This is a genomic window from Aureimonas sp. AU40 (genome assembly GCF_001463785.1).
Classification (GTDB): domain Bacteria; phylum Pseudomonadota; class Alphaproteobacteria; order Rhizobiales; family Rhizobiaceae; genus Aureimonas.
This window is the reverse complement of record NZ_BBWL01000001.1, coordinates 1-19,371: the sequence shown is the minus strand read 5'-3', so window position 1 is coordinate 19,371 and position 19,371 is coordinate 1. Positions and strand designations below refer to the sequence as shown.

At 66.2% G+C, this 19,371-nt stretch carries 20 protein-coding genes and 1 tRNA gene; 8 read left to right on the top strand and 13 right to left on the bottom strand.

Translation table 11 applies throughout. From position 1 onward, the window contains the following. Window positions 1-14 precede the first annotated feature (14 nt). The 9 genes from deoA to AUL32_RS00065 are packed head-to-tail and all read right to left on the bottom strand — an operon-like array spanning window position 15 to window position 8,296. Window positions 15-1,325: a thymidine phosphorylase gene (gene deoA, locus AUL32_RS00100; RefSeq protein ID WP_062110897.1), complete on the bottom strand. Its 1,311-nt coding sequence runs from the start codon at window positions 1,323-1,325 to the stop codon at window positions 15-17. Then, the gene (gene deoC / locus AUL32_RS00095) at window positions 1,325-2,083 is read right to left on the bottom strand and encodes a deoxyribose-phosphate aldolase (RefSeq protein WP_062110896.1); all 759 of its coding nucleotides are present in this window, start codon (window positions 2,081-2,083) and stop codon (window positions 1,325-1,327) included. The genes deoA and deoC overlap by 1 nt, the downstream gene beginning before the upstream one ends. Continuing rightward, the gene (locus AUL32_RS00090; RefSeq protein WP_062110895.1) at window positions 2,080-2,880 is read right to left on the bottom strand and encodes a purine-nucleoside phosphorylase; all 801 of its coding nucleotides are present in this window, start codon (window positions 2,878-2,880) and stop codon (window positions 2,080-2,082) included. The genes deoC and AUL32_RS00090 overlap by 4 nt, the downstream gene beginning before the upstream one ends. Beyond that, window positions 2,877-3,272, bottom strand: coding sequence for a cytidine deaminase (locus AUL32_RS00085; protein WP_061973872.1), 396 nt, complete (start codon window positions 3,270-3,272; stop codon window positions 2,877-2,879). The genes AUL32_RS00090 and AUL32_RS00085 overlap by 4 nt, the downstream gene beginning before the upstream one ends. A 3-nt stretch (window positions 3,273-3,275) precedes the next feature. Beyond that, window positions 3,276-4,244 carry an ABC transporter permease gene (locus tag AUL32_RS00080; protein ID WP_062110894.1) on the bottom strand — a complete coding sequence of 323 codons (969 nt, stop codon included), beginning with the start codon at window positions 4,242-4,244 and terminating at the stop codon, window positions 3,276-3,278. Beyond that, window positions 4,244-5,380 (bottom strand): ABC transporter permease, encoded by a 1,137-nt coding sequence (locus AUL32_RS00075; protein WP_061973869.1) that lies wholly within the window; start codon window positions 5,378-5,380, stop codon window positions 4,244-4,246. The genes AUL32_RS00080 and AUL32_RS00075 overlap by 1 nt, the downstream gene beginning before the upstream one ends. After that, the gene (locus AUL32_RS00070) at window positions 5,377-5,826 is read right to left on the bottom strand and encodes a VOC family protein (protein WP_062110893.1); all 450 of its coding nucleotides are present in this window, start codon (window positions 5,824-5,826) and stop codon (window positions 5,377-5,379) included. Before AUL32_RS00070 ends, AUL32_RS00075 begins: the two co-directional genes overlap by 4 nt. Continuing rightward, a complete protein-coding gene (locus AUL32_RS24335) occupies window positions 5,823-6,770 on the bottom strand; it encodes a GIY-YIG nuclease family protein (protein ID WP_082659036.1) in 948 nt (315 codons plus the stop codon). Before AUL32_RS24335 ends, AUL32_RS00070 begins: the two co-directional genes overlap by 4 nt. Further along, window positions 6,767-8,296 carry an ABC transporter ATP-binding protein gene (locus AUL32_RS00065; RefSeq protein ID WP_062110892.1) on the bottom strand — a complete coding sequence of 510 codons (1,530 nt, stop codon included), beginning with the start codon at window positions 8,294-8,296 and terminating at the stop codon, window positions 6,767-6,769. The genes AUL32_RS24335 and AUL32_RS00065 overlap by 4 nt, the downstream gene beginning before the upstream one ends. Window positions 8,297-8,462: 166 nt before the next feature. Between AUL32_RS00065 and AUL32_RS00060 the strand changes: the two genes are divergently transcribed. Both AUL32_RS00060 and AUL32_RS00055 read left to right on the top strand, forming a co-directional pair. After that, the gene (locus tag AUL32_RS00060) at window positions 8,463-8,915 is read left to right on the top strand and encodes an acyl-CoA thioesterase (protein ID WP_061973864.1); all 453 of its coding nucleotides are present in this window, start codon (window positions 8,463-8,465) and stop codon (window positions 8,913-8,915) included. Next, on the top strand, window positions 8,912-9,121 hold the full coding sequence (locus tag AUL32_RS00055; RefSeq protein ID WP_062110891.1) for a SlyX family protein: 210 nt from the start codon (window positions 8,912-8,914) through the stop codon (window positions 9,119-9,121). Before AUL32_RS00060 ends, AUL32_RS00055 begins: the two co-directional genes overlap by 4 nt. Window positions 9,122-9,156: 35 nt before the next feature. On the opposite strand, the gene AUL32_RS00050 is transcribed toward AUL32_RS00055, so the two are convergent. From AUL32_RS00050 to AUL32_RS00035, 4 genes are all read right to left on the bottom strand, one after another. Continuing rightward, window positions 9,157-10,095: a nucleoside hydrolase gene (locus tag AUL32_RS00050; protein WP_062110890.1), complete on the bottom strand. Its 939-nt coding sequence runs from the start codon at window positions 10,093-10,095 to the stop codon at window positions 9,157-9,159. Between the two features lie 135 nt (window positions 10,096-10,230). Beyond that, window positions 10,231-11,229 (bottom strand): BMP family lipoprotein, encoded by a 999-nt coding sequence (locus tag AUL32_RS00045; RefSeq protein ID WP_061973857.1) that lies wholly within the window; start codon window positions 11,227-11,229, stop codon window positions 10,231-10,233. A 344-nt stretch (window positions 11,230-11,573) separates the two neighbouring features. Next, entirely contained in the window at window positions 11,574-12,242 is a 669-nt protein-coding gene (gene msrA, locus AUL32_RS00040; protein WP_062110889.1) for a peptide-methionine (S)-S-oxide reductase MsrA, read from the bottom strand. 3 nt (window positions 12,243-12,245) lie between these two features. After that, the gene (locus tag AUL32_RS00035; RefSeq protein ID WP_062110888.1) at window positions 12,246-12,578 is read right to left on the bottom strand and encodes a hypothetical protein; all 333 of its coding nucleotides are present in this window, start codon (window positions 12,576-12,578) and stop codon (window positions 12,246-12,248) included. A gap of 350 nt (window positions 12,579-12,928) precedes the next feature. On the opposite strand from AUL32_RS00035, the gene AUL32_RS00030 reads away from it, so the two are divergent. The 6 genes from AUL32_RS00030 (at window position 12,929) to AUL32_RS00005 (ending at window position 19,314) form a co-directional block, all read left to right on the top strand. Beyond that, window positions 12,929-13,018, top strand: a tRNA-Ser gene (locus AUL32_RS00030). Between the two features lie 528 nt (window positions 13,019-13,546). After that, the gene (locus AUL32_RS00025) at window positions 13,547-14,506 is read left to right on the top strand and encodes an AraC family transcriptional regulator (RefSeq protein WP_062110887.1); all 960 of its coding nucleotides are present in this window, start codon (window positions 13,547-13,549) and stop codon (window positions 14,504-14,506) included. A 217-nt stretch (window positions 14,507-14,723) separates the two neighbouring features. After that, window positions 14,724-15,263: a DUF4142 domain-containing protein gene (locus AUL32_RS00020; RefSeq protein WP_192847397.1), complete on the top strand. Its 540-nt coding sequence runs from the start codon at window positions 14,724-14,726 to the stop codon at window positions 15,261-15,263. Between the two features lie 44 nt (window positions 15,264-15,307). Further along, on the top strand, window positions 15,308-16,459 hold the full coding sequence (locus tag AUL32_RS00015; RefSeq protein ID WP_202814366.1) for an alpha/beta hydrolase fold domain-containing protein: 1,152 nt from the start codon (window positions 15,308-15,310) through the stop codon (window positions 16,457-16,459). A gap of 717 nt (window positions 16,460-17,176) precedes the next feature. After that, complete coding sequence (rsgA, locus tag AUL32_RS00010; RefSeq protein WP_062110885.1) at window positions 17,177-18,214, top strand: ribosome small subunit-dependent GTPase A; 1,038 nt, start codon at window positions 17,177-17,179, stop codon at window positions 18,212-18,214. Window positions 18,215-18,579: 365 nt separating this feature from the next. Then, complete coding sequence (locus AUL32_RS00005; RefSeq protein WP_062110884.1) at window positions 18,580-19,314, top strand: spermidine synthase; 735 nt, start codon at window positions 18,580-18,582, stop codon at window positions 19,312-19,314. Window positions 19,315-19,371: the final 57 nt, after the last annotated feature.

Here is a 19,371-nt window from a genome sequence, read left to right as displayed (position 1 = left end):
AGCGCCCGGCCCGATCAACGCAGCGTGTCGATCACGTCCCGCGCGGACGGGGCCTCGGTGGCCAGACGAATGGCGGCGGTGATGTCCGCCACCGCCTGCGCGGCGGCGCTATCGTCACGCGCGTGAACGAAGCCCATCGGCTCGCCCGGCGAAAGCGCCGTGCCGAGCGGACGCAGATCGGAAAGGCCGACGGCCGGGTCGATCGCCGCGCCCGGCACCGTGCGCCCGCCGCCCAGCCGCACCACGCAGAGGCCAAGAGCCCGCGTGTCGATCTCGGCCAGAATGCCCGCCGCCGGGGCCGGCACGGGCCGCAGAACGGGCGCGCGGGGCAGGTGCTCGTCCATGCGCTCCACGAAATCCACGGGGCCGCCGAGCCCGGCCACCATGCGGGCGAAGCGCTCCAACGCGGCGCCGCTGTCCAGCGCCCGGCGGGCCATCGCCTCTCCAGCCTGCGTATCCCCCGCCAGCCCGGCCTGCACCAGCGCCTCGGCCGAGAGGGCCAGCGTCACGCGGCGAAGGCGGGGCGCCTGCGCCTCGCCCGAAAGGAAGCGGACGGCCCCGCGCACCTCCAGCGCATTGCCGGCCTCGCTCGCCAGCGGCTCGCTCATGTCGGTGAGCAAGGCGCTGCAGCGAAGGCCCGCGCCCTTGGCAACATCCACCAGCGCGCGGGCGAGCCCCCGCGCCTCCGCCTCGCCCGCCATGAAGGCGCCAGAGCCGGTCTTCACGTCGAGAACGAGGCTTTCCAGCCCGGCGGCGAGCTTCTTGGACAGGATCGAGGCGACGATCAGCGGCACGGACTCGACCGTCGCCGTGGTGTCGCGCACGGCATAGATGCGCCCGTCGGCGGGAGCGAGACGCGCGGTCTGCCCGACGATGGCGCAGCCGGTGTCGCGCACCACGGCGCGCAGCCGCTCGGCTTGCGGCGTCACGGTATAGCCGGGAATGGCTTCCAGCTTGTCCAGCGTGCCGCCGGTGTGGCCGAGGCCGCGCCCGGAAATCATCGGCACCGCCGCGCCGCAGGCGGCGAGGATCGGCGCGAGCATGAGCGAGACATTGTCGCCCACGCCGCCGGTGGAATGCTTGTCGGCCACGGGGCGATCGAGGAAGCGCCAGTCCAGCACATCGCCGGAATCGCGCATGGCGAGCGTCAGGGCCACGGTCTCGTCCGAGCCCATGCCGCGCAGGAAGACCGCCATGCAGAAAGCGGCGACCTGCGCGTCGGGGATCGCCCCTTCGCCAACACCGCGCACGAAATCCGCGATGTCGTCCGCGCTTAAGGTGCCGCCATCGCGCTTTCGCCGAATGATCTCTGCCGGGAGCTGCATCAGTAGCCGCCGGGAGCCGAGGCGCCCTGCGCCGCCCCGCCGGCAACGCGCAGGAGATCGGTCAGCACGCCGGAGGCGCCGAGGCGGAAGCGATCCGGCCTGGCCCAGCCGGGGCCGCAGATCTCCTCCGCCATGTCGCGATAAAGCTTGGCGTCCTCGAAACGCCTGATGCCGCCGGACGGCTTGAAGCCGACCCGCACGCCCGCGTTGGCGATGGCCTGGAGCAGAATGCCAGCGGCTTCCGGCGTCGCGCTGACCGGCACCTTGCCGGTGGAGGTCTTGAGGAAATCCGCCCCGCCCTCGAGCGCCGCCTCGGCGGCCGAAAGAATAAGATCGGGGTCGGCCAGTTCGCCGGTTTCCAGAATCGCCTTGAGCCGCGCCGTGCCGGCCGCCGCCTTCACGGCGCGGACCTGCGCTTCCACGAAACTGGGATCGGCCGCGACGCGGCGATAGCTGATCACGAGATCGATCTCGTCCGCCCCGTCCGCCACCGCTTGGTGTGTCTCGGCCACCGTCGCCGCCACATCCTCGCCGCCGCCGGGAAAGTTCACGACCGTCGCGAGCTGGATGCCGGCGGGGAGAATTGCGCGCGCCTCGGCCACGAAGCGCGGCCAGATGCAGATCGCGGCGACATCGCCTTCGGGCGTGCTTGCGCGCCGGACCAGCGTCTCGACGTCAGCCGACGTGCAATCCTCGTTCAGATCGGTGAGGTCGAGACAGGCGATCAGCTGGCGGGCTTCGGTGGCGCGGTCGCTCATGCCGCGAACTCCGGCAGGGCTGCGGCGAGAATGCGCGCGAGCTTGGCACCGCCGATCGGGGCCATGTCCTTGGTCTCGGTGTGGCTGAGTTCGGCCCCGGTCATGCCCGCGCCAAAATTGGTGACCACCGAGGCGGCGACGACGCGAAGACCGAGGAAACGGCCGAGAATGGTTTCGGGCACGGTGGACATGCCGACCGCATCCGCCCCCAGCACCCGCGCCATCCGGATCTCGGCCGGCGTCTCGAACGAGGGGCCGGAGAACCACATATAGACGCCGCGATGCAGCGGCACCTCGGCCTTATCGGCGCCACGCAGCAGCGCCTCGCGCAGCGGCCGATCGTAGGCTGCCGTCATGCCGACGAAGCGTGCATCGGTCGGCTCCCCGATCAGGGGATTGGCACCGCTGAAGGCGATGTGATCGTCGATCAGCATGACCTCGCCCGGCGCGATGGCGGGGTTTACCGAACCGGCCGCGTTGGTCAGCACCAGGATTTCGACGCCGACCGCCTTCAGCGCCTCCAGCGCCGGGCGCATGGCGGCGGCATTGCCGGCCTCGTAGTAATGGATGCGGCCGGACAGGATGAGGATTTCGACGCCCGCGAGCCGGCCGGAGACGATCTCGCCCGCATGGCCCGACACGGCCGAGACGGGAAAGCCCGGCAAGTCGCCATAGGGAATGTGATCGGCGTCCTCGACCTCGCGCACCAAGGCGCCGAGGCCGGAGCCGAGCACGAGTGCGACGCGCGGCCGTCGCGCGCCCAGCCGCTGAAGCAGAGCGTCCGCCGCCGCGCTCACGAGACAGCGTCCGTCGGGAAGGCCTTGGGCAGGAGATCGCCCATCAGGATGGTCTCGATCACGCCCTCCGCCGCGTCGCACAGGAAGACGCGCGTGTCGGAACTGGCGAACTCCGCGATGCGTTGGCGGCAGCCGCCGCAAGGCGAGCAGCCGCGCAGCCGCTCGGCCACCACGGCGATCTCGGCGATCCGCCCGCCGCCGTCCATCACCATATGGGCGATGGCGGTGGTCTCGGCGCACCAGCCCTCGGGAAAGCTCACCACCTCGACATTGCAGCCGGAATAGATGCGCCCATCCTCCGTGCGCAGCGCCGCGCCGACGGGAAAGTTGGAATAGGGCGCATGGCACTTGCGCATGGCCGAGCGCGCCTTGAGAAACAGGTCTTCGGACATGGGTCAGCGCTCTTTCACGTAGGGCACACCGCCGGCCTTGGGCGGGCTCGACTTGCCGACGAAGCCGGCGAGCAGGATCACCGTCAGGATATAGGGCAGCGCCTGGACGAACTGCGGCGGGATCTGGCCGATCAGGGGCAGCGCCGTGGTCTGGAGGCGGATCGAGGCGGCGTCGAGAAAGCCGAACAGGAGGCAGGCCAGCATCACCGGCACCGGCTTCCAATTGGCGAAGATCAGCGCCGCCAGCGCGATATAGCCGCGCCCCGCCGTCATCTCGCGGGCAAAGCCGGCGGACTGGGCGATGGAGAGATAGGTCCCGGCCATGCCGGTAAGCACGCCGCAGATGATGACCGCGCGGTAGCGCAGCCAGGTGACGGAAATGCCAGCCGTGTCCGCCGCGCCCGGATTCTCGCCGACCGCCCGAAGCCGGAGGCCGAAGCGCGTGCGGTAGAGCACCCACCAGGTGAAGGGCACAGCGAGAAAGGCGAGATAGACGAGGAGGTTCTGGCCCGACAGGAGACCGGAATAGACGAAGCCCAGCACCGGCACGTCGCGCACGGCTTCGGCGCCCGGCAGCGCGATGTCGAGAAAGCGCCCGTTGGCCGAAAGGGTCGGCGTGTTGCCGCCTTGGCCGAACCAGGCCGCGCCGAGGATGATCGTAAGGCCCGAGGCGATGAAGTTCAGCGCCACGCCCGAGACGATCTGGTTGCCGCGATAGGTGATCGAGGCGAGACCATGGACGAGCGAGAAGAGGATGGCGACGCCGATGCCGGCCGCCAGCCCCGCGAAGGCGGAATCGGCGAGCGCCGCGACGGCGGCGGAGGCAAAGGCCGCCGCCAGCATCTTGCCCTCCAGCCCGATGTCGAAGACGCCCGAGCGCTCGGAATAAAGGCCGGCCAGCGCGGCGAAGAGCAGCGGCGTCGACAGGCGGATGGTGGAATCAAGAAGGTTGAGAAGGCCGAGCATATCCATCAGCGGGCCTCCTCGGCGGGAACGGGCTTGGTCAGCGGCAGACGCACGAAGCCGTAGAGCCGGCCGACGCCGGGCCGCAGCATGTTTTCCAAGGCGCCGGCGAACAGGATCACCAACCCTTGAATGATGACGATCATGTCGCGAGAGATGGTGGGCATGTCGAAGGCGAGTTCCGCGCCGCCCTGGTAGAGCACGCCGAAGAGCAAGGCCGCCGGCAGGATGCCGAGCGGATGGCCCCGGCCCATGAGCGCGACGGCAATGCCGACGAAGCCGGCGCCGGCGGGGAAGTTCAACTGCAGCCGGTACTGGTCGCCCATCACCGAGTTCAGCGCCATGATGCCGGCGAGCGCGCCGGAGATCAGCATGATGGTGACGACGAGCCGCGTCTCCTTCATGCCGGCATAGCGGGCGGCGGCGGGCGAGAAGCCCAGCGTTCGGATTTCGTAGCCGAGCCGCGTGCGCCAGATCAGCACCCAGACGAAGAGCGCGGCCAGGAGCGCGACGAAGAAGGTGACGTTGAGCGGCGCGCCGCCCAGACTCATGCCGAGACTCTCGAACAGGCCGCCGAGCTTGGGCAATTGCCCGCCCGGATCGAACTGGCGCGTTTCGGGCTGCATCGTGCCGAGCGGGCGCAGCGGGCCGACCAGGAGATAGACCATCAGCGCCGAGGCGATGAAGTTGAACATGATCGTGGTGATGACGACATGGCTGCCGCGCTTGGCCTGGAGATAGCCGGGCAGGAAGGCCCAGGCCGCGCCGAAGGCGCCGGCCGCCACGACGGCAAGCGGCAGGTTCACCCACCAGGGCAGGATGGAGCCGAAATTGAGCGCCACCAGCGCGACGCCGAGGCCCCCGACATAGGCCTGCCCCTCGCCGCCGATGTTGAACAGGCCGCCATGGAAGGCGACCGCGACGGCGAGGCCCGTCAGGATGAAGTTGGTGGTGTAGTAGAGCGTGAAGCCGAAGCCCTCGCCATAGCCGAAGGCGCCGCGCAGCATGAGGCGCGCGGCCTCCACCGGGCTTTCGCCCACGGCCAGCACCACGAGCCCGGCGACCAGAAAGGCCACCACGACGTTGACGAGCGGAAGGACGCCATGGTCGATCCAGGCGGGAAGCTTGGTATAGGGTCGGCTCATGCCGGGTCCTTCGGCTGGGCGGTGAGATCGAGCCGCCCGGCGGCGTCGAGCGCGAAGAAGGGATTGTGGGCGATCTCCCAGAGATGCCCGTCGGGATCGGCGAAATAGCCGGAATATCCGCCCCAGAAAACCTTTTCCGGCGGCTTCACGGCGGTTCCGCCGGCCTCCAGCGCCAGGGCGAAGAACCGGTCGGTCTCGGCCTCGTCGGCCAGATTGATCGCCAGCGTCAGCCCGCGAAAGCGCGGCAGCGGCTCCAGCGGAACATCGGCGTCCTTGGCCAGATCCTCCAGCCCGAACAGGGAGAGCACGATCCCCTCCCCTTGCAGGAACACGACGCTCTCGTTGCCCTGGTCCGTCCGCGTCCAGCCCAGTGCCTCGTAGAAGCGGGACGAGCGCGCGAGATCGGCGACGCCCAGCGTCACCAGCGTGATGCGGGCGTCCTTCATTCGGCCGCTTCCTGTTCTTCACCGTCGGAGTTGACGCTCATATCACGTCTGGCAAGCCATTCGCTGAGCATCACGTTATCTCGTTCCGTTCGCCAGTTGCGGGGGCCATTAGCTTGGCGGTTGAGGATAACGGCAGCGGCAGCGCTTGGACTTCTGAATGCGAAATCTCTGGTGAATGTTAGAAGGCGCGCATCATCACTTGGTATCAATACACCTTCCACGATCAGCTTCTCGCGAAGATGCTTATAGTTGTTATGGGCGAATTCTTTGTGCGCGTTTGCGCTCGATCCCGCGAGGACGATGAAGTCGCCATCGATAATCACAGCTCGCGCAGCTGCACCCGTTGAATGAGTTAGTTCAAACGTTTCACGGGCATCAGAGTTGGGCGAATTGGCCTCAATCTTTACAAAGACTGGTGGGCGCAGCGCGTTGAAACCTAGAACGGGCAGCAGTATGCGGAGCTGACTCAAGAATTTCGAGACGTCCACCAGATCAGCCTCACCAAGGACGCCTGCCGATTCATCTGGCGAATTTCCATTGTCGAGCGCGACATGCCCCCCTTGCTTTGCAAGATGAATCATCTTCGACTCAAGCGCCATATAATGGGCCGAGGTAAAACTAAAATCGGATGTCGAGATGATCGCGACGCGGACCCACCAGTCCTTTTCGCGTTGATGCTTCGTCAAGCGAGTGCCGAGTTTTCTTGCCTGCCCGATATAGGCCGTTGGGAGTGCTTCTTCGGCATCAGGGTCAGACTGAAGTATGTAGCAGCCAGCCCGATCAGCCTCCGGCCTTTCCATCAGCCGTGGCAGATCGAGGTTGGAAGCGATAACGACCGAACCGGTCCAATTCGGTATACTTGCGACCACAAGGCCATTCGGCGATCCATCGACCAAAAACAGCTTGATGGATTGTCCAATGATTTCTGACGGTGTGGTGTTCATTCCGCCGCCTCCGCCACGGTCTCGCCGGCCATCATCAGGCCGAGCTCGCCTTCGGAGGTTTCGGGCCCGCGCTCGCCGACGATGCGGCCGGCGCACATCACGAGGATGCGGTCGGACAGGGCGCGGATCTCGTCCAACTCGACCGAGACGAGAAGCACCGCCTTGCCGGCGTCGCGCATCTCGATGATGCGCTTGTGGATGAACTCGATGGCGCCGACATCGACGCCGCGCGTCGGCTGGCCGATGAGCAGAACCGCCGGGTCGCGCTCCATCTCGCGCGCCAGCACGACCTTCTGCTGGTTGCCGCCGGAGAAGTTGGCGGTCCTGAGATCGGGAGACGGCGGGCGGATGTCGTAGGCGGCGATCTTGGCCTGCGCTTCCGCGCGCATGGCCGCGACGTCGAGAAAGGGGCCCTTCGCATAGGCAGGGTCGCGGTGATAGCCGAGAATGGCGTTCTCGGCCTCGGTGAAGGGCAGGACGAGGCCCATATGGTGCCGGTCCTCCGGCACATGCGCCATGCCGCGCGTGCGCAGCATCGCCGGGTCCATGTCGCGCTTGAGGTCCAGCGTCTCCCCGCACAGGCGCACCGTGCCGCGCTCGGCCGCGTGGATGCCGGACAGGGCCTCCAGAAGCTCGGACTGGCCGTTGCCGGCGACGCCCGCGATGCCGACGATCTCGCCCGCGCGGATCTGGAAGGAGACGTTCTCCACCATGGCGACGCCGCGCCCGTCCCGCACGGTGAGGTCGGTGACCTCCAGAAGCGGCTCGCGCGGGACGGCCGCGCCTTTCTCGACCCGGAGGAGAACCCGGCGCCCGACCATGAGCTCTGCGAGTTCGGGGGCCGACGTCTCCTTGGTCTTGACGGTCGCCACGATCTCGCCGCGCCGCATGACGGAGACATTGTCCGTCACCGCCAGGATCTCGCGTAGCTTGTGCGTGATGAGGATGACGGTCTTCCCCTCGTCCCGGAGATGGCGCAGCACGGAGAAGAGCTGGTCCGCCTCGGCCGGGGTGAGCACGCCGGTCGGCTCGTCCAGAATCAGGATCTCGGCGCCGCGATAGAGCGCCTTCAGGATTTCCACCCGCTGCTGAAGGCCGACGGGCAGCGTCTCCACCACGGCGTCGGGGTCGATGGCGAGCCCATGCTCGCGCTCCAGCCGCAGGAGCTCGGCCCGCACGCGGCGGATGCCGGAGGACAGGAGCCCGGACTGCTCGGCCCCCAGCATGACGTTTTCGATGACGGTGAAGTTTTCCACCAGCATGAAGTGCTGGTGCACCATGCCGATGCCGGCGGCGATCGCGGCGTTCGAATCGGGGATCGTCAGGCTCGCGCCGTTCACCCGGATTTCGCCCTCGTCGGCCTGATAGAAGCCGTAGAGGATCGACATGAGCGTCGACTTGCCCGCGCCGTTCTCGCCGACGATTCCGTGGATCGTGCCCTTTTCCACCCGCATGTTGATATCGCGGTTGGCCCGCACGGGGCCAAAGCTCTTGGAAATGCCGATCAGTTCGATCGCTGGCGCCATGCCGGTCCTGAGATCTCGAATTTCAATTGCGCGCGAGTTTAGAGAGGCCCGCGCCCGATTGCCAGCCGACTCGATCGGCGCGCCGCGCTCAAGAAAACGGCTTGAACCCGAAGCCGTTGCGGGCCACTCCCCGCACGAACCCTCAAAGCCGGAGCCAGCCAGTCCCATGTCCCCTTCCGAGCCGAGCCCGCCCCGACCGCGCCCCCGCAGCCGCGCCGAGTTCGCCGCCTTCATCGAGGTCTCGACCCGCTGGTCGGACAACGACGCCTATGGCCACATGAACAACGCGGCCTACTACACGTTCTTCGACACGGCGGTGACGAGCTGGCTACTCCAACAGGGCCTGCCGACGAGCCCCGGCGAGACACTGCTCTTCGTCGCCGAAACGGGATGCCGCTATTTTTCCGAGATCGGCTTTCCCGACCGGGTGACGGTGGGCCTTCGCATCGCCCGGCTCGGCTCTTCCTCGATCGCCTACGACATCGCCCTGTTTCGCAACGAGGACGACATCGCCGCCGCGGAAGGAGTTTTCGTGCATGTGCATGTGAGCGCCGAGACGCGCCGCCCCGTTCCTCTGCCGGATGGGCTGCGCGCCATTCTGGAAAGGATCGTGCGATGAACGCCCTCGACCCGCGCATCACGGAGCTGGAAATTCAGGTCGCCCACCAGAACCGGACGATCGAGGAGCTGTCCGCCGAGATGGCGCGCCAGGGCGGCGAGATCGACCGGTTGCGCAAGACGCTGAAGGTTCTGGCCGAGCGCTTCCTGGCGCTGGAGGAGGTGGCGACGCCCCGGCCCGAGATCACCAAGCCGCCGCACTATTGAGCCGAGGGGCGCAAGCGCCCCGCGGCCCGCCCCGCTCAAGGCAGGCGCGCGACGCGCTCCACCAGGAGCCGGAAGAAGCCGTCCGCGTCGCCGCGCCGCACGAAGAAGGCGTTGGGCGCGCGGTCGGTGACGCCCCAGTAATCCACCACCGTCATGCCGCGCGTCAGCGCGCTCGCGGTTTCCACCTCGATGTTCACACGCCGCCCCTCGAACAGCTCGGGCGCCACGAGATAGGCGGTGACGCAAGGATCGTGCAGCGGCGCGCCGTCCCAGCCGAACTTCTTGAGATCGTAGGTTTCCGAGAAGCTGAGCATGGCGGCCACTGCCGCGCCGGCCTTGTTGCCGAGGCGCCGGAAGGCCTCGATGCGCTCGGGCGTCGCATGCATGCCATGGGTCACGTCCAGCGGCAGAACGGTGATCTCGGCACCCGAGCGGAACACGATGCCGGCCGCGTCGGGATCGACATAGATGTTGAACTCGGCGGTCGGCGTGACGTTGCCGACCTCGAAATAGGCCCCGCCCATCAGGACGATGCCCGCCAGCCGCCGGGCGATGTCGGGCGCCTTCAGAAAGGCGAGGGCGATGTTGGTGAGCGGCCCCAGCGCCGCGATCGTCACCGTCTTTTCCGGCAGGCGGCGCACCGTGTCGATGATGAAATCGACCGAATGGCCCTCGCGCACCCGCGTCACGGGCTGCGGCAGGTCCGGCCCGTCGAGGCCCGTCTCGCCATGCACGTGTTCGGCCGTCACCAGAGCGTGGGCGAAGGGCCGGTCCGCCCCGGCATGGACGGGAATGTCCGGCCGGCCGGCCAGTTCGATCAGGCGCAGCGCGTTGTTGACGGTGTGGTGCAGCGGAATGTTGCCGGCCACCGCCGAGATGCCGATCACCTCGATCTCCTGCTGGGAGCCGAGCGCGGCGAGGATCGCCACCGCGTCGTCCTGCCCCGGATCGGTGTCGAAGATCACCTTGCGCATGGCCTGCCCTTCCCAGCTGTCGAGCCGCGCCTCTAGCACCGGCGGGCCCCGCTTGACCAGATGCGGACCGCTCAAACGAAAAACGGCCCGGAGCAGGACGCCCCGGGCCGCGAACCGCGCTTCAATCCATAGGGATCAATAGGGGCAGGCGTTGTCCGTGTTGTAGTTGTGGACCTTGACCGTGCCGGCGATGATGTCGGCCTTGGCCTTTTCCACGGCGGCGGTCATCTCGGGGGTCAGCAGCGCCTTGTTGTTGTCGTCCACGGCATAGCCGACGCCGTCTTCCTTCAGGCCGAGCGTCACCGTGCCGCCCTTGAACGTGCCGTTCTTGGCGTCGTTGAAGGTCTGGTACACCGCGTTGTCGACGCGCTTCACCATGGAGGTGAGGACATGGCCGGGATGCAGCATGTTCTGGTTGGAGTCGACGCCGATGCCGAACTTGCCGCCGTCCGCCACGGCCTGCAGCACGCCGATGCCGGTGCCGCCGGCGGCGTGGAAGATCACGTCCGCGCCCTGCGACATCTGCGAGCGGGCGAGCTCGCCGCCGCGCACGGGGTCGTTCCAGGCGCTCGCCGTCGTGCCCGTCATGTTCTCGAGATACTTGGCGTCCTTCTTGGCCGCCAGAACGCCGCCCTTGTAGCCGCAGGCGAAGTTGCGGATCAGCGGGATATCCATGCCGCCGACGAAGCCGACCGTGCCGGACTGCGACTTCATCGCCGCCAGCATGCCGACGAGATAGGAGCCCTCCTCCTCCTTGAAGAGGAGCGAGCGCACGTTCGGCAGATCCACCACCGTGTCGATGATGGCGAACTGGAGGTTGGGATATTCCTTGGCGACATTGGTCACCGCCGCCTGCTGGGCGAAGCCGACGGCGATGATGGGCGAGTTGCCGTCGCGCGCGAAGCGGCGCAGCACCTGCTCGCGCTGCGTCTCGTTCTGCATCTCGAACTCGCGATAGGCGGTGCCCGATTCCTTCTTGAAACGCTCGGCGCCGTTGAAGGCGGCCTCGTTGAAGGATTTGTCGAACTTGCCGCCGAGGTCGAAGATCACGGCGGGCTTCAGGTCCGCAGCGAGGGCGGAGCCGGCCGTGGCGGCGAGGCAGGCGGCGAGAAGGCCGGCGAGGATGGACTTCATGAGTGTCGCGGGTCCCTGTTGAGGAGGCGGGGCGAGCGGCCCCGAGCGGCGCGGCCCGGCTTGTGTCCGCCAGGCTCATTCCAGTTTGCGAAACTGGCACGAAGCGTCGGCCCGCGCAGCAAAAAAGCGGAGATATCCTCAACGCAGCGCCCTGCGGCACATTTCCCTGCCTTGGCACCCTCAGAAAAAAGGCGCGACGGCTGTGGAGCCTCGCGCCCTTATCGATTCATCCAGCGGCGAAGCGAGGCCGCTGGCCTTGAGGAAAGACGTCCTCCAGCGAGTGGGCCATCCCGATCTATGGGCCGGAGACTCCTTCCCCTACCCGAAGAGTAGCTCGCGCGCCCTTACTCGGCGGCCACCGCGTTCAATCCTACCGGGCAGCTCACGCCCGTACCGCCGAGGCCGCAATAGCCGCGCGGGTTCTTGGCGAGATACTGCTGGTGGTAGGTCTCGGCATAAAAGAATTCCGGCGCCTCCAGAATCTCGGTGGTGATCGGATCGCGGTGGCCGGCCTTGGCGAGAGCCTGCCCATAGGCCGCCTTGGCGCGCTCCGCCGCCTCGCGCTGCGCTTCGCTCGTGACGTAGATGCCGGAGCGATACTGCGTGCCGACATCGTTGCCCTGGCGCATGCCCTGCGTCGGATTGTGCGACTCGAAGAAGAGCGCCAGCAGTTCGTCGTAGGACACGCGCTTGGGGTCGAAGGCGACGAGCACCACCTCGTTGTGCCCGGTCTGGCCCGAGCAGACCTCCTCATAGGTCGGATTCGGCGTCAGGCCGGCGGCATAGCCGACCGCCGTGGAAACCACGCCGGGCGTCTGCCAGAACTTGCGCTCCGCGCCCCAGAAGCAACCGAGGCCGAAGATCGCGGTCTCGACGCCCTCGCCGAACGGGGCCTTCAGCGGCGCGCCGTTCACGAAATGCGTCTCGGCCGTCGGAATTGGCGTCGAGCGGCCGGGCAGCGCCTCTTCGGCGGCGGGCAGCTTGGTCTTCTTCAGAAGGTTCAAACCGAACATCTCTCAGATCCTTCGTGTTGGCTCGCCCGAGCGGGCGGCGCGTGGCGCGCGCCCGGCGGCGAGAAAGACAATTCCGGCGATCCCCAGGACCACCGAGGCCGGTTGCCGGCCGATCTCCGTCATGAGCCGGCCGCGATCTCCGCCGGTGAAGGCCGAACCGGAGGCCGGGCTCTCGATCGGCGTGTTCCAGCCCGCGACCGCGAGCGTTTCGGAAATGCTCATGAGACGCACATGGCTCGACGCGAGCGAGCGAGCGATATCGCCTACCGCTAGCACCACGCCCGCCGCCAGAATCAGAAGCCCCGCCGCGCGCAGGCACCAGGCAAGAAACCGCAAGGACCCGACCTCCCCGTCATGCGACCCGCGCGCCCGTCGCCCCGGCCGGTCGCACCAGCAACGGCAAGGTCCACGGGCGGCAGCCGTCTCGCTGCGTCTCGATGAAGCGGAATATGGGGCTGCCCCCTGCGCCTCGCAATGGCGGCCGGGCGGCGCGGTGCGTCGCAGGGGGCTCTGGCGGGGGCAAGAGCGAGGCCGCCAAGCTGGCGCGAGCCCGGATAGATCGCGCGATCCTCGCAAAAGGGCTTGCCACCCTTCCCCTCCCAATGATAGTGCGCCCCATCGGACCAGAGACGCCCCTAACCAAGGCGCCGCAGCGCCGCCTCCCGCAAGGCAGGCGCGTCCGATCCGGAGGGGTGGCCGAGTGGTTGAAGGCGCACGCCTGGAAAGTGTGTATACGGGAAACCGTATCGCGGGTTCGAATCCCGCTCCCTCCGCCATCTAGTCCTCTCTCCGAGTTTCGGATTGCGACCGAGCGCAAACGCCGACGGCTCCGCGCTTCAGACAAGCCAATCCGCACTTCGGAAAGCAAGACAGTCCTTCTCAAAGGCCTCAAACTGACTCTATTCTCGTTCGGCAAAAGTCGGGTTCGGTTTGGTTCAAGCGTAGAATTCAGGAGCCTATCGCGCGGTTAGCAACGCCACATTGGGCCGATACCGGCCTATCCGCTTTCGGGGTGATCAAGCGAAAAGCCGCCATTCAGCTAACGACCCTTCTCTGCCCTTCAACGTCGCTTTCCCAACACCTTGAAGCGGACGCGACGCTGCTCCAACCCGCGAGCCGCTCCGTCGTCGCATCGGCGAAGTTCTTTGTGGTGGACTGTCGGCCTCTCACGGCCAGCCGGCATCAAGTGGACAGTCGCCAATCACCAAGATTCGGGTTGGTTCTGTCCAGCCAACGCCATTTGCAACAACTTGCTTTGAAGGGCGCTTAAGAGAGGTCGGACTATAGCAGCGGGGTACGCGACGATGCAGACGGATCTCCTCGATCGCCTTCTTGTCACGCTCGCCGTCAGGGTTCGATCTTTCTCGGTCTGCCGAATCCAACAGGGTTGGCGGCTGGATTTCAGTCCGTTCGACGCCATCACGATCCACTATGTCCTGCGGGGAAGCGGAAGCCTACAAGTCGGGGACGGTCCCTGGCAGTCCTTTTCCCCGCACAGCATCATCATCGTTCCGTCTCGACAACGGCATGTGCTCGGCGAAGCAGACGATTTCGTTGGGGAGGCTCGCGCCGAGGATCATTGCGCCCTGCATGCTGACGGGCTCGTGAGGTTCACGGCGGGAGATGGCAGTCCCGACACGCTTCTCGTCTGCGGCCAGATCGCGGACACCCATACGGGCGCCCTCGGTTTGTTCGAGCTGTTTCAGGGACCGATCGTCGAAGATTTCGCTGCCAACGCCATCCTCCAAGCCTCCTTCGAGCTGATGCTTGCTGAGGTCGCGTCTCCCGGGGTCGGAACCCAGGCGATGACGGAGGTTCTCATGAAGCAGTGCCTCATTCTTCTCCTCCGGCAACACCTCACGGCCGAGGCGATCTCATCCCCCCTGATGACGGCATTTCGAGAACCCAAATTGGCGCCGGCGGTGATCGCCATTCTGGAAACCCCGGGTGCGGCCTTCACCGTGGAAAGCCTGGCAACGCTATCCGGCATGAGCCGGGCCGCCTTCGCCGAACGGTTCTCGGACGTCTTCCATCAGGGTCCGATGGAATTCGTGCAGCAGGTTCGCCTGCGTATCGCGGCCCGCTTGCTCGGAGGCACCGCCCTTCCTGTCAAGGTCATCGCCACCACGATCGGCTACGCCAGCAGGAGCGCTTTCAGTCGGGCTTTCGAGGCGATGTACGCCGTCTCGCCGTCGAACTATCGCCGCTTCGGCGGGCAGGAAGAGGCCGAACCCGAGCCCGTCGATCAGTCGAACCCCGCCTGACGTGATCAGCTTTCACCGAGGACCGCAACGACTGGTGCTCCATCGTCCAGATTCTGTTGCCGGACGTCCAAAACGAGGCGAGTCGCGGAACACGGTAGAAAAGCGACTGTTGAGCCTTCGACGTCGGATGAAATGGGGGCGCCATGACGGACGCAACACCCCTTCCGACTTCCCAGCGATCAACAGGAGCGGACCGATGATCACCGACAGACGATCCATGCTGACAGGCCTCGCAGTCGCCGTGGCCAGCCCTCTCGCTCTTGCCACCCTATCGAGCCGCGCGTTTGCTGCCATTCCGATGATCTCGCCGACGGATCTCAAAGCACCGTTGGACTTCTACGGCAGCGTTCTTCCGCGGGCTGAGCTTTCGCTCGCGACGTCGCAGATCGCTGTCGGCATGGCGACCCAGAAGAACACGATGGAGTTCGCCGGCTTCGAGCTCGGGGAAGCGATCACGGTGAACATGGTGCTGAAGGATCTTGGCGCGATGGCGCCGAAGATGGACGGCGACACCATGATGGTGGTCGAGACGATGAAGACCGCCGAGAAAGGTCGTGCGTTCGACGAGGCCTACATCGCGTTGCAGCTCAAGAACCACGAAGAGCTCCGCGATCTCGCGGACGCCTTTCTTCACAACACGGCGGGCGGCACCGATCCAGACGTCAAGCAAGGCCGCCATCTGGCGTCGCTGATGCTCGCCGTCTTCAAGGAGCACGTGGCGATCTGCAAACGCATCACGGGCGAGTTGAAGGCTTAACGCCGCACCGTCCTTTTCCCGTCCTCGATTGCGAGTATCAATCCATGATGTCGATCAACACCAAATCTGCCCTCGCGCTCGGCCTCCTGGCCGGCGTCGTGATGACGTCACCGCTGGCAATGGCGCAGGGTGCGACGACCGAGAAAGCCGCCGACGCCGCTATGTCGGACAAGCCGTCGGTCGCCGAAAGCCCGGACAGCGGCACGATGAAGCGTGCTGACCAGGAGGACATGGCCCTCGTGCTCAAGAAGTTGCAGGAGCTTGGCGTCAAGCCGATCGAGTCCCGCACCGTCGAAGAGGCACGCACGCAGCCGACCCCGGCCGATGCCGTGAAGGCTGTCCTCAAGGATCAGGGTAAGGATCCGATGGCCTTGATGGCCGCCATGAAGGTGTCCAAGAAGGACATGACCTACCCGATCGCGGATGGCACGCAGCCGATCCGCATCTATACGCCGGAAGGCGCCGGATCGGGTCCGTTGCCGGTGATCGTCTATTATCACGGCGGCGGCTGGGTTATCGCAAACATCGACACCTACGAGTCATCTGCCATGGCGCTGGCCAAGAAAACCGGCGCCATCGTCGCCAGCGTGGAATACCGGCATGCGCCGGAGAACAAGTTCCCCGCGGCGTACGAGGACTCCTTCGCAGCCTACAAATGGGTGACGGAGCATGCCAGTGAGTTCGGCGGTGATCCGAAGAAGCTGGCGGTCGCGGGCGAAAGCGCTGGGGGCAATCTTGCTGCCAATGTCGCCATCATGGCACGGGACCAGAAGGTCCAAGCGCCGCTGCACATGCTGCTTGTCTACCCAGTGGCGGGCACCGATATGACCACGCCGTCCTACATCGCCAACCAGAACGCCATGCCGCTGTCGAAGGGGGCGATGGGCTGGTTCGTCGACAAGACCCTCGGCAAGCCCGAGGACGCCAAGAGCCCCATGCTGAACCTGACCACGATGGCCGACCTGAAGGGCCTGCCGCCGGCGACGGTCATCACCGCCGAGATCGACCCGCTCATGTCGGAAGGCAAGGTGTTGTCCGAGAAGCTCGCGGCCGCTGGCGTTAGGACGACCTACCAGAACAACGAGGGCGTCACCCACGAGTTCTTCGGCATGGACGCCGTGCTGGACGATGCCAAGCGAGCACAGGACTTCGCCGTGAAGGACTTGAAGGAAGCGTTCGGAACCAAGGCTAAATAAACCGAACGGTCGAAAGAATTTCGTCACAGGCATCGGGATCATGTGTCCCGGTGCCTTTCTGTCTATGAACCGCAACCTATTGCCAAGGCTGGCCGAGGCGTTAACAACGGCGAGCGTGACCGGACGCAGCCGCAACACTGTCGCAATCGCGAAACGAACCTGCCGAGAGTTGGCAAATCAGACGGGTCGCTACGCCATGCCAGCGCCGCACGCTTCGTCATTGCCGCAACGAACTATCTCCCCAGCGGCTGAGCATCGAGCGGAGGTGGAACGGCGGTTATCCGATGCAATCGGCTGAAAGCTGTCATTCCGGTTTCCATCCTCCCCTGCCTTCCAGTCGGTTTCAGATGCGGGCCGAAAGCAGACAGGCAGCTTTCGGGCGCATGGCGCGATAAGCGGCCATTCCGCGAACGAGCCGAACTGGACGCCGGCGGTACCGGCCGAGTAGGTCGCCAACTGGTCGGTGAGCACGCGCAAGCCAACCCGCGGAGAGTCTCGGACAGGCGTGCAGATCGGAACCAGAATAAGGCCTACAGCCAAGCCCGGCCACGTTTGCTGTTCCCGTTCCCCGCGCGCAACGATAAGGAAGGGGATGGTACGGAAAGCCCGTTGGAACCCAAAAGCCTTGAGCGAACAGGAACGAGACATCATGGCAACGAGGGGTGACCACGCCGGTCAGGACTCGAACGCGCACGTCGTATTGTATAGGACCGGCCGTTGAACGCGCCGACGCAAGGCGCCGAGCATGACACCCTCAGCGCGCTGGGTTGGAGCGCATTCTTTGCTGAGCAGATCACGTCAGGCGATGCGGGGCTCGAACCGGCTCGCATCGCCCGGGTCCACCGCTCGCGCCTGACCGCCCTGTCCGCGCATGGGTCAGTCGAGCCGGTGCTTGGACCAGACGTCAACACCAGCCATTTCGCCGTGGGGGACTTCGTTCTTGTCGATCCCGTTACGATGCATCTCCACCGCCGCCTCGAACGCCGGTCCTTGATCGAGCGCCGCGTTTCGGGCAGCGTCGTCCCCCAGCTAGCCGGGGCGAACATCGACACGCTCCTCATCGTGACATCGTGCAACCTGGACTTTAGTCCGGCGCGGCTCGAGCGGTATCTCGCTTGGGCCAATCAAGCCGGCATCGAGCCGGTGATCGTGTTGACCAAAGCCGATCTGACTGAAGACCTCGCGTCCTACGAAGACGGGGCCCGTGCCCTACAGCGCGGACTCGACGTGGTGGTGGTCCACCCCAAGGCGGCACAGTCCGTCGCCGCGCTTGCGCGCTGGTGCGGGAGCGGGCGAACAGTCGCCCTGGTCGGCTCGTCGGGCGTCGGTAAATCGACGCTGGTGAACACGCTGGTCGGCGCGACCGAGGAACCGCCACAAGAAACCGGGTCCATCCGCGAACAGGACGCCAAGGGGCGTCACACCACCACAGCCCGCTCGCTCCACCCCATCCTGGGCGGAGGCTGGGTGATCGACACGCCCGGCATCCGCACCTTGCAAGTCAGCGACCTCGCCGACGGGCTGGACGTTCTGTTCGCCGAGATCACGGAACTTGCGGCCCGCTGCCGCTTCCGCGATTGCACCCATGAGCATGAACCCGGATGCGCGGTGCGCGCGGCCGTGACGGAGGGCACCGTCGATCCGCAGCGCCTGGAGCGCTGGCGTCTTCTCCAGAACGAGAACGCGCAGAACGACCGGACCCGGACCCGAGCGGCAGGCGGTCCGGTCGGCGGGGGCCGCGGCAAGCGACGCTGAAAGCCCGTCCGAGACTGTCGCCGTTTCACAGAAAGATCGCCCTCAGCGCTCTGGTCGCAAAGGGCGCGCCGAGCATCACATGGAGGCCTCCGACATCGACGGAGATGGGCGTGCCAGAGGATCGCAAAATCCCTCGCGGGCGCTCCGCCGGCGCGTTATCAGTGCGGCGCCGAGACGCATGTCCGGTGAAGAAGGGTTCACCGGACATGCTTCTCGGTTTTTTGATTTTTCCGCATTATCCCAGGCGAAGCGGATACGCTTTGCCTGGAAATGCTCTGAGATCCCACAGCGAGCCTGCCGATGACCGCTCTTCTCCACGTCGCCAAACTCAAGCGCCCGGGCGCCCTTGCCGAGAGGAATGGACGTTGATTCCTTGGGTGCACCTCGGAACCGCACCCGTCCCAGGCGGCGGCGAACTGCGTCTCATGCGGCGCGGCTCGGAATATTCCATCATGATCGGCGGCACCGAGCTGATGAACAGCCGCCTCAGCGGCTCGGAGGAGGCCCTGGCCACGATCGCGGCAGAGCGGATCGGCCCGCGCGGAGCTGCGCGCGTTCTGATCGGTGGCCTCGGCATGGGCTTCACGCTGCGTGCCGCGCTTGCGAACCTCGCGCCGGAGGCCAGCGTCACCGTCGCCGAACTCGTGCCGGGCGTCGTGGACTGGGCGCGGGGACCGATGGCCGATGTCTTCGGTGAAACGCTGACGGATCCCCGCGTCGCCATTGCCGTGGAAGATGTGGCAGAGACGATCGGCCGGGCACGCGGTGCCTACGACGCCATTCTCCTCGACGTCGACAACGGGCCGGGCGGCCTGACGCGAAGCGGCAATGATCGGCTCTATGGGCCGGCAGGCCTCGCCGTCTCCCTGCAGGCGCTGACGCCGGGCGGCATCCTCGGCATCTGGTCACAAGGGACAGACCCGGCCTTCACCGCGCGCCTTGGCCGCGCCGGCTTCCAAGTGGAGGAGATGCGCGTGAAAGCCGGACGCGGACGTGGAACAAAGCATGTCCTCTGGTTCGCCACGAAGGCAGACCGGCAGCCTGCGCCTCGTTCCCCGAAAATTCCCAAGCTAGGCGCTCCGAAAACCGGAGGCGCGTAACCAGCCGAGCCCTTTCGTGGCGTGATGATTGGGCTCGCGAAGGTGGCCAATCCGCTT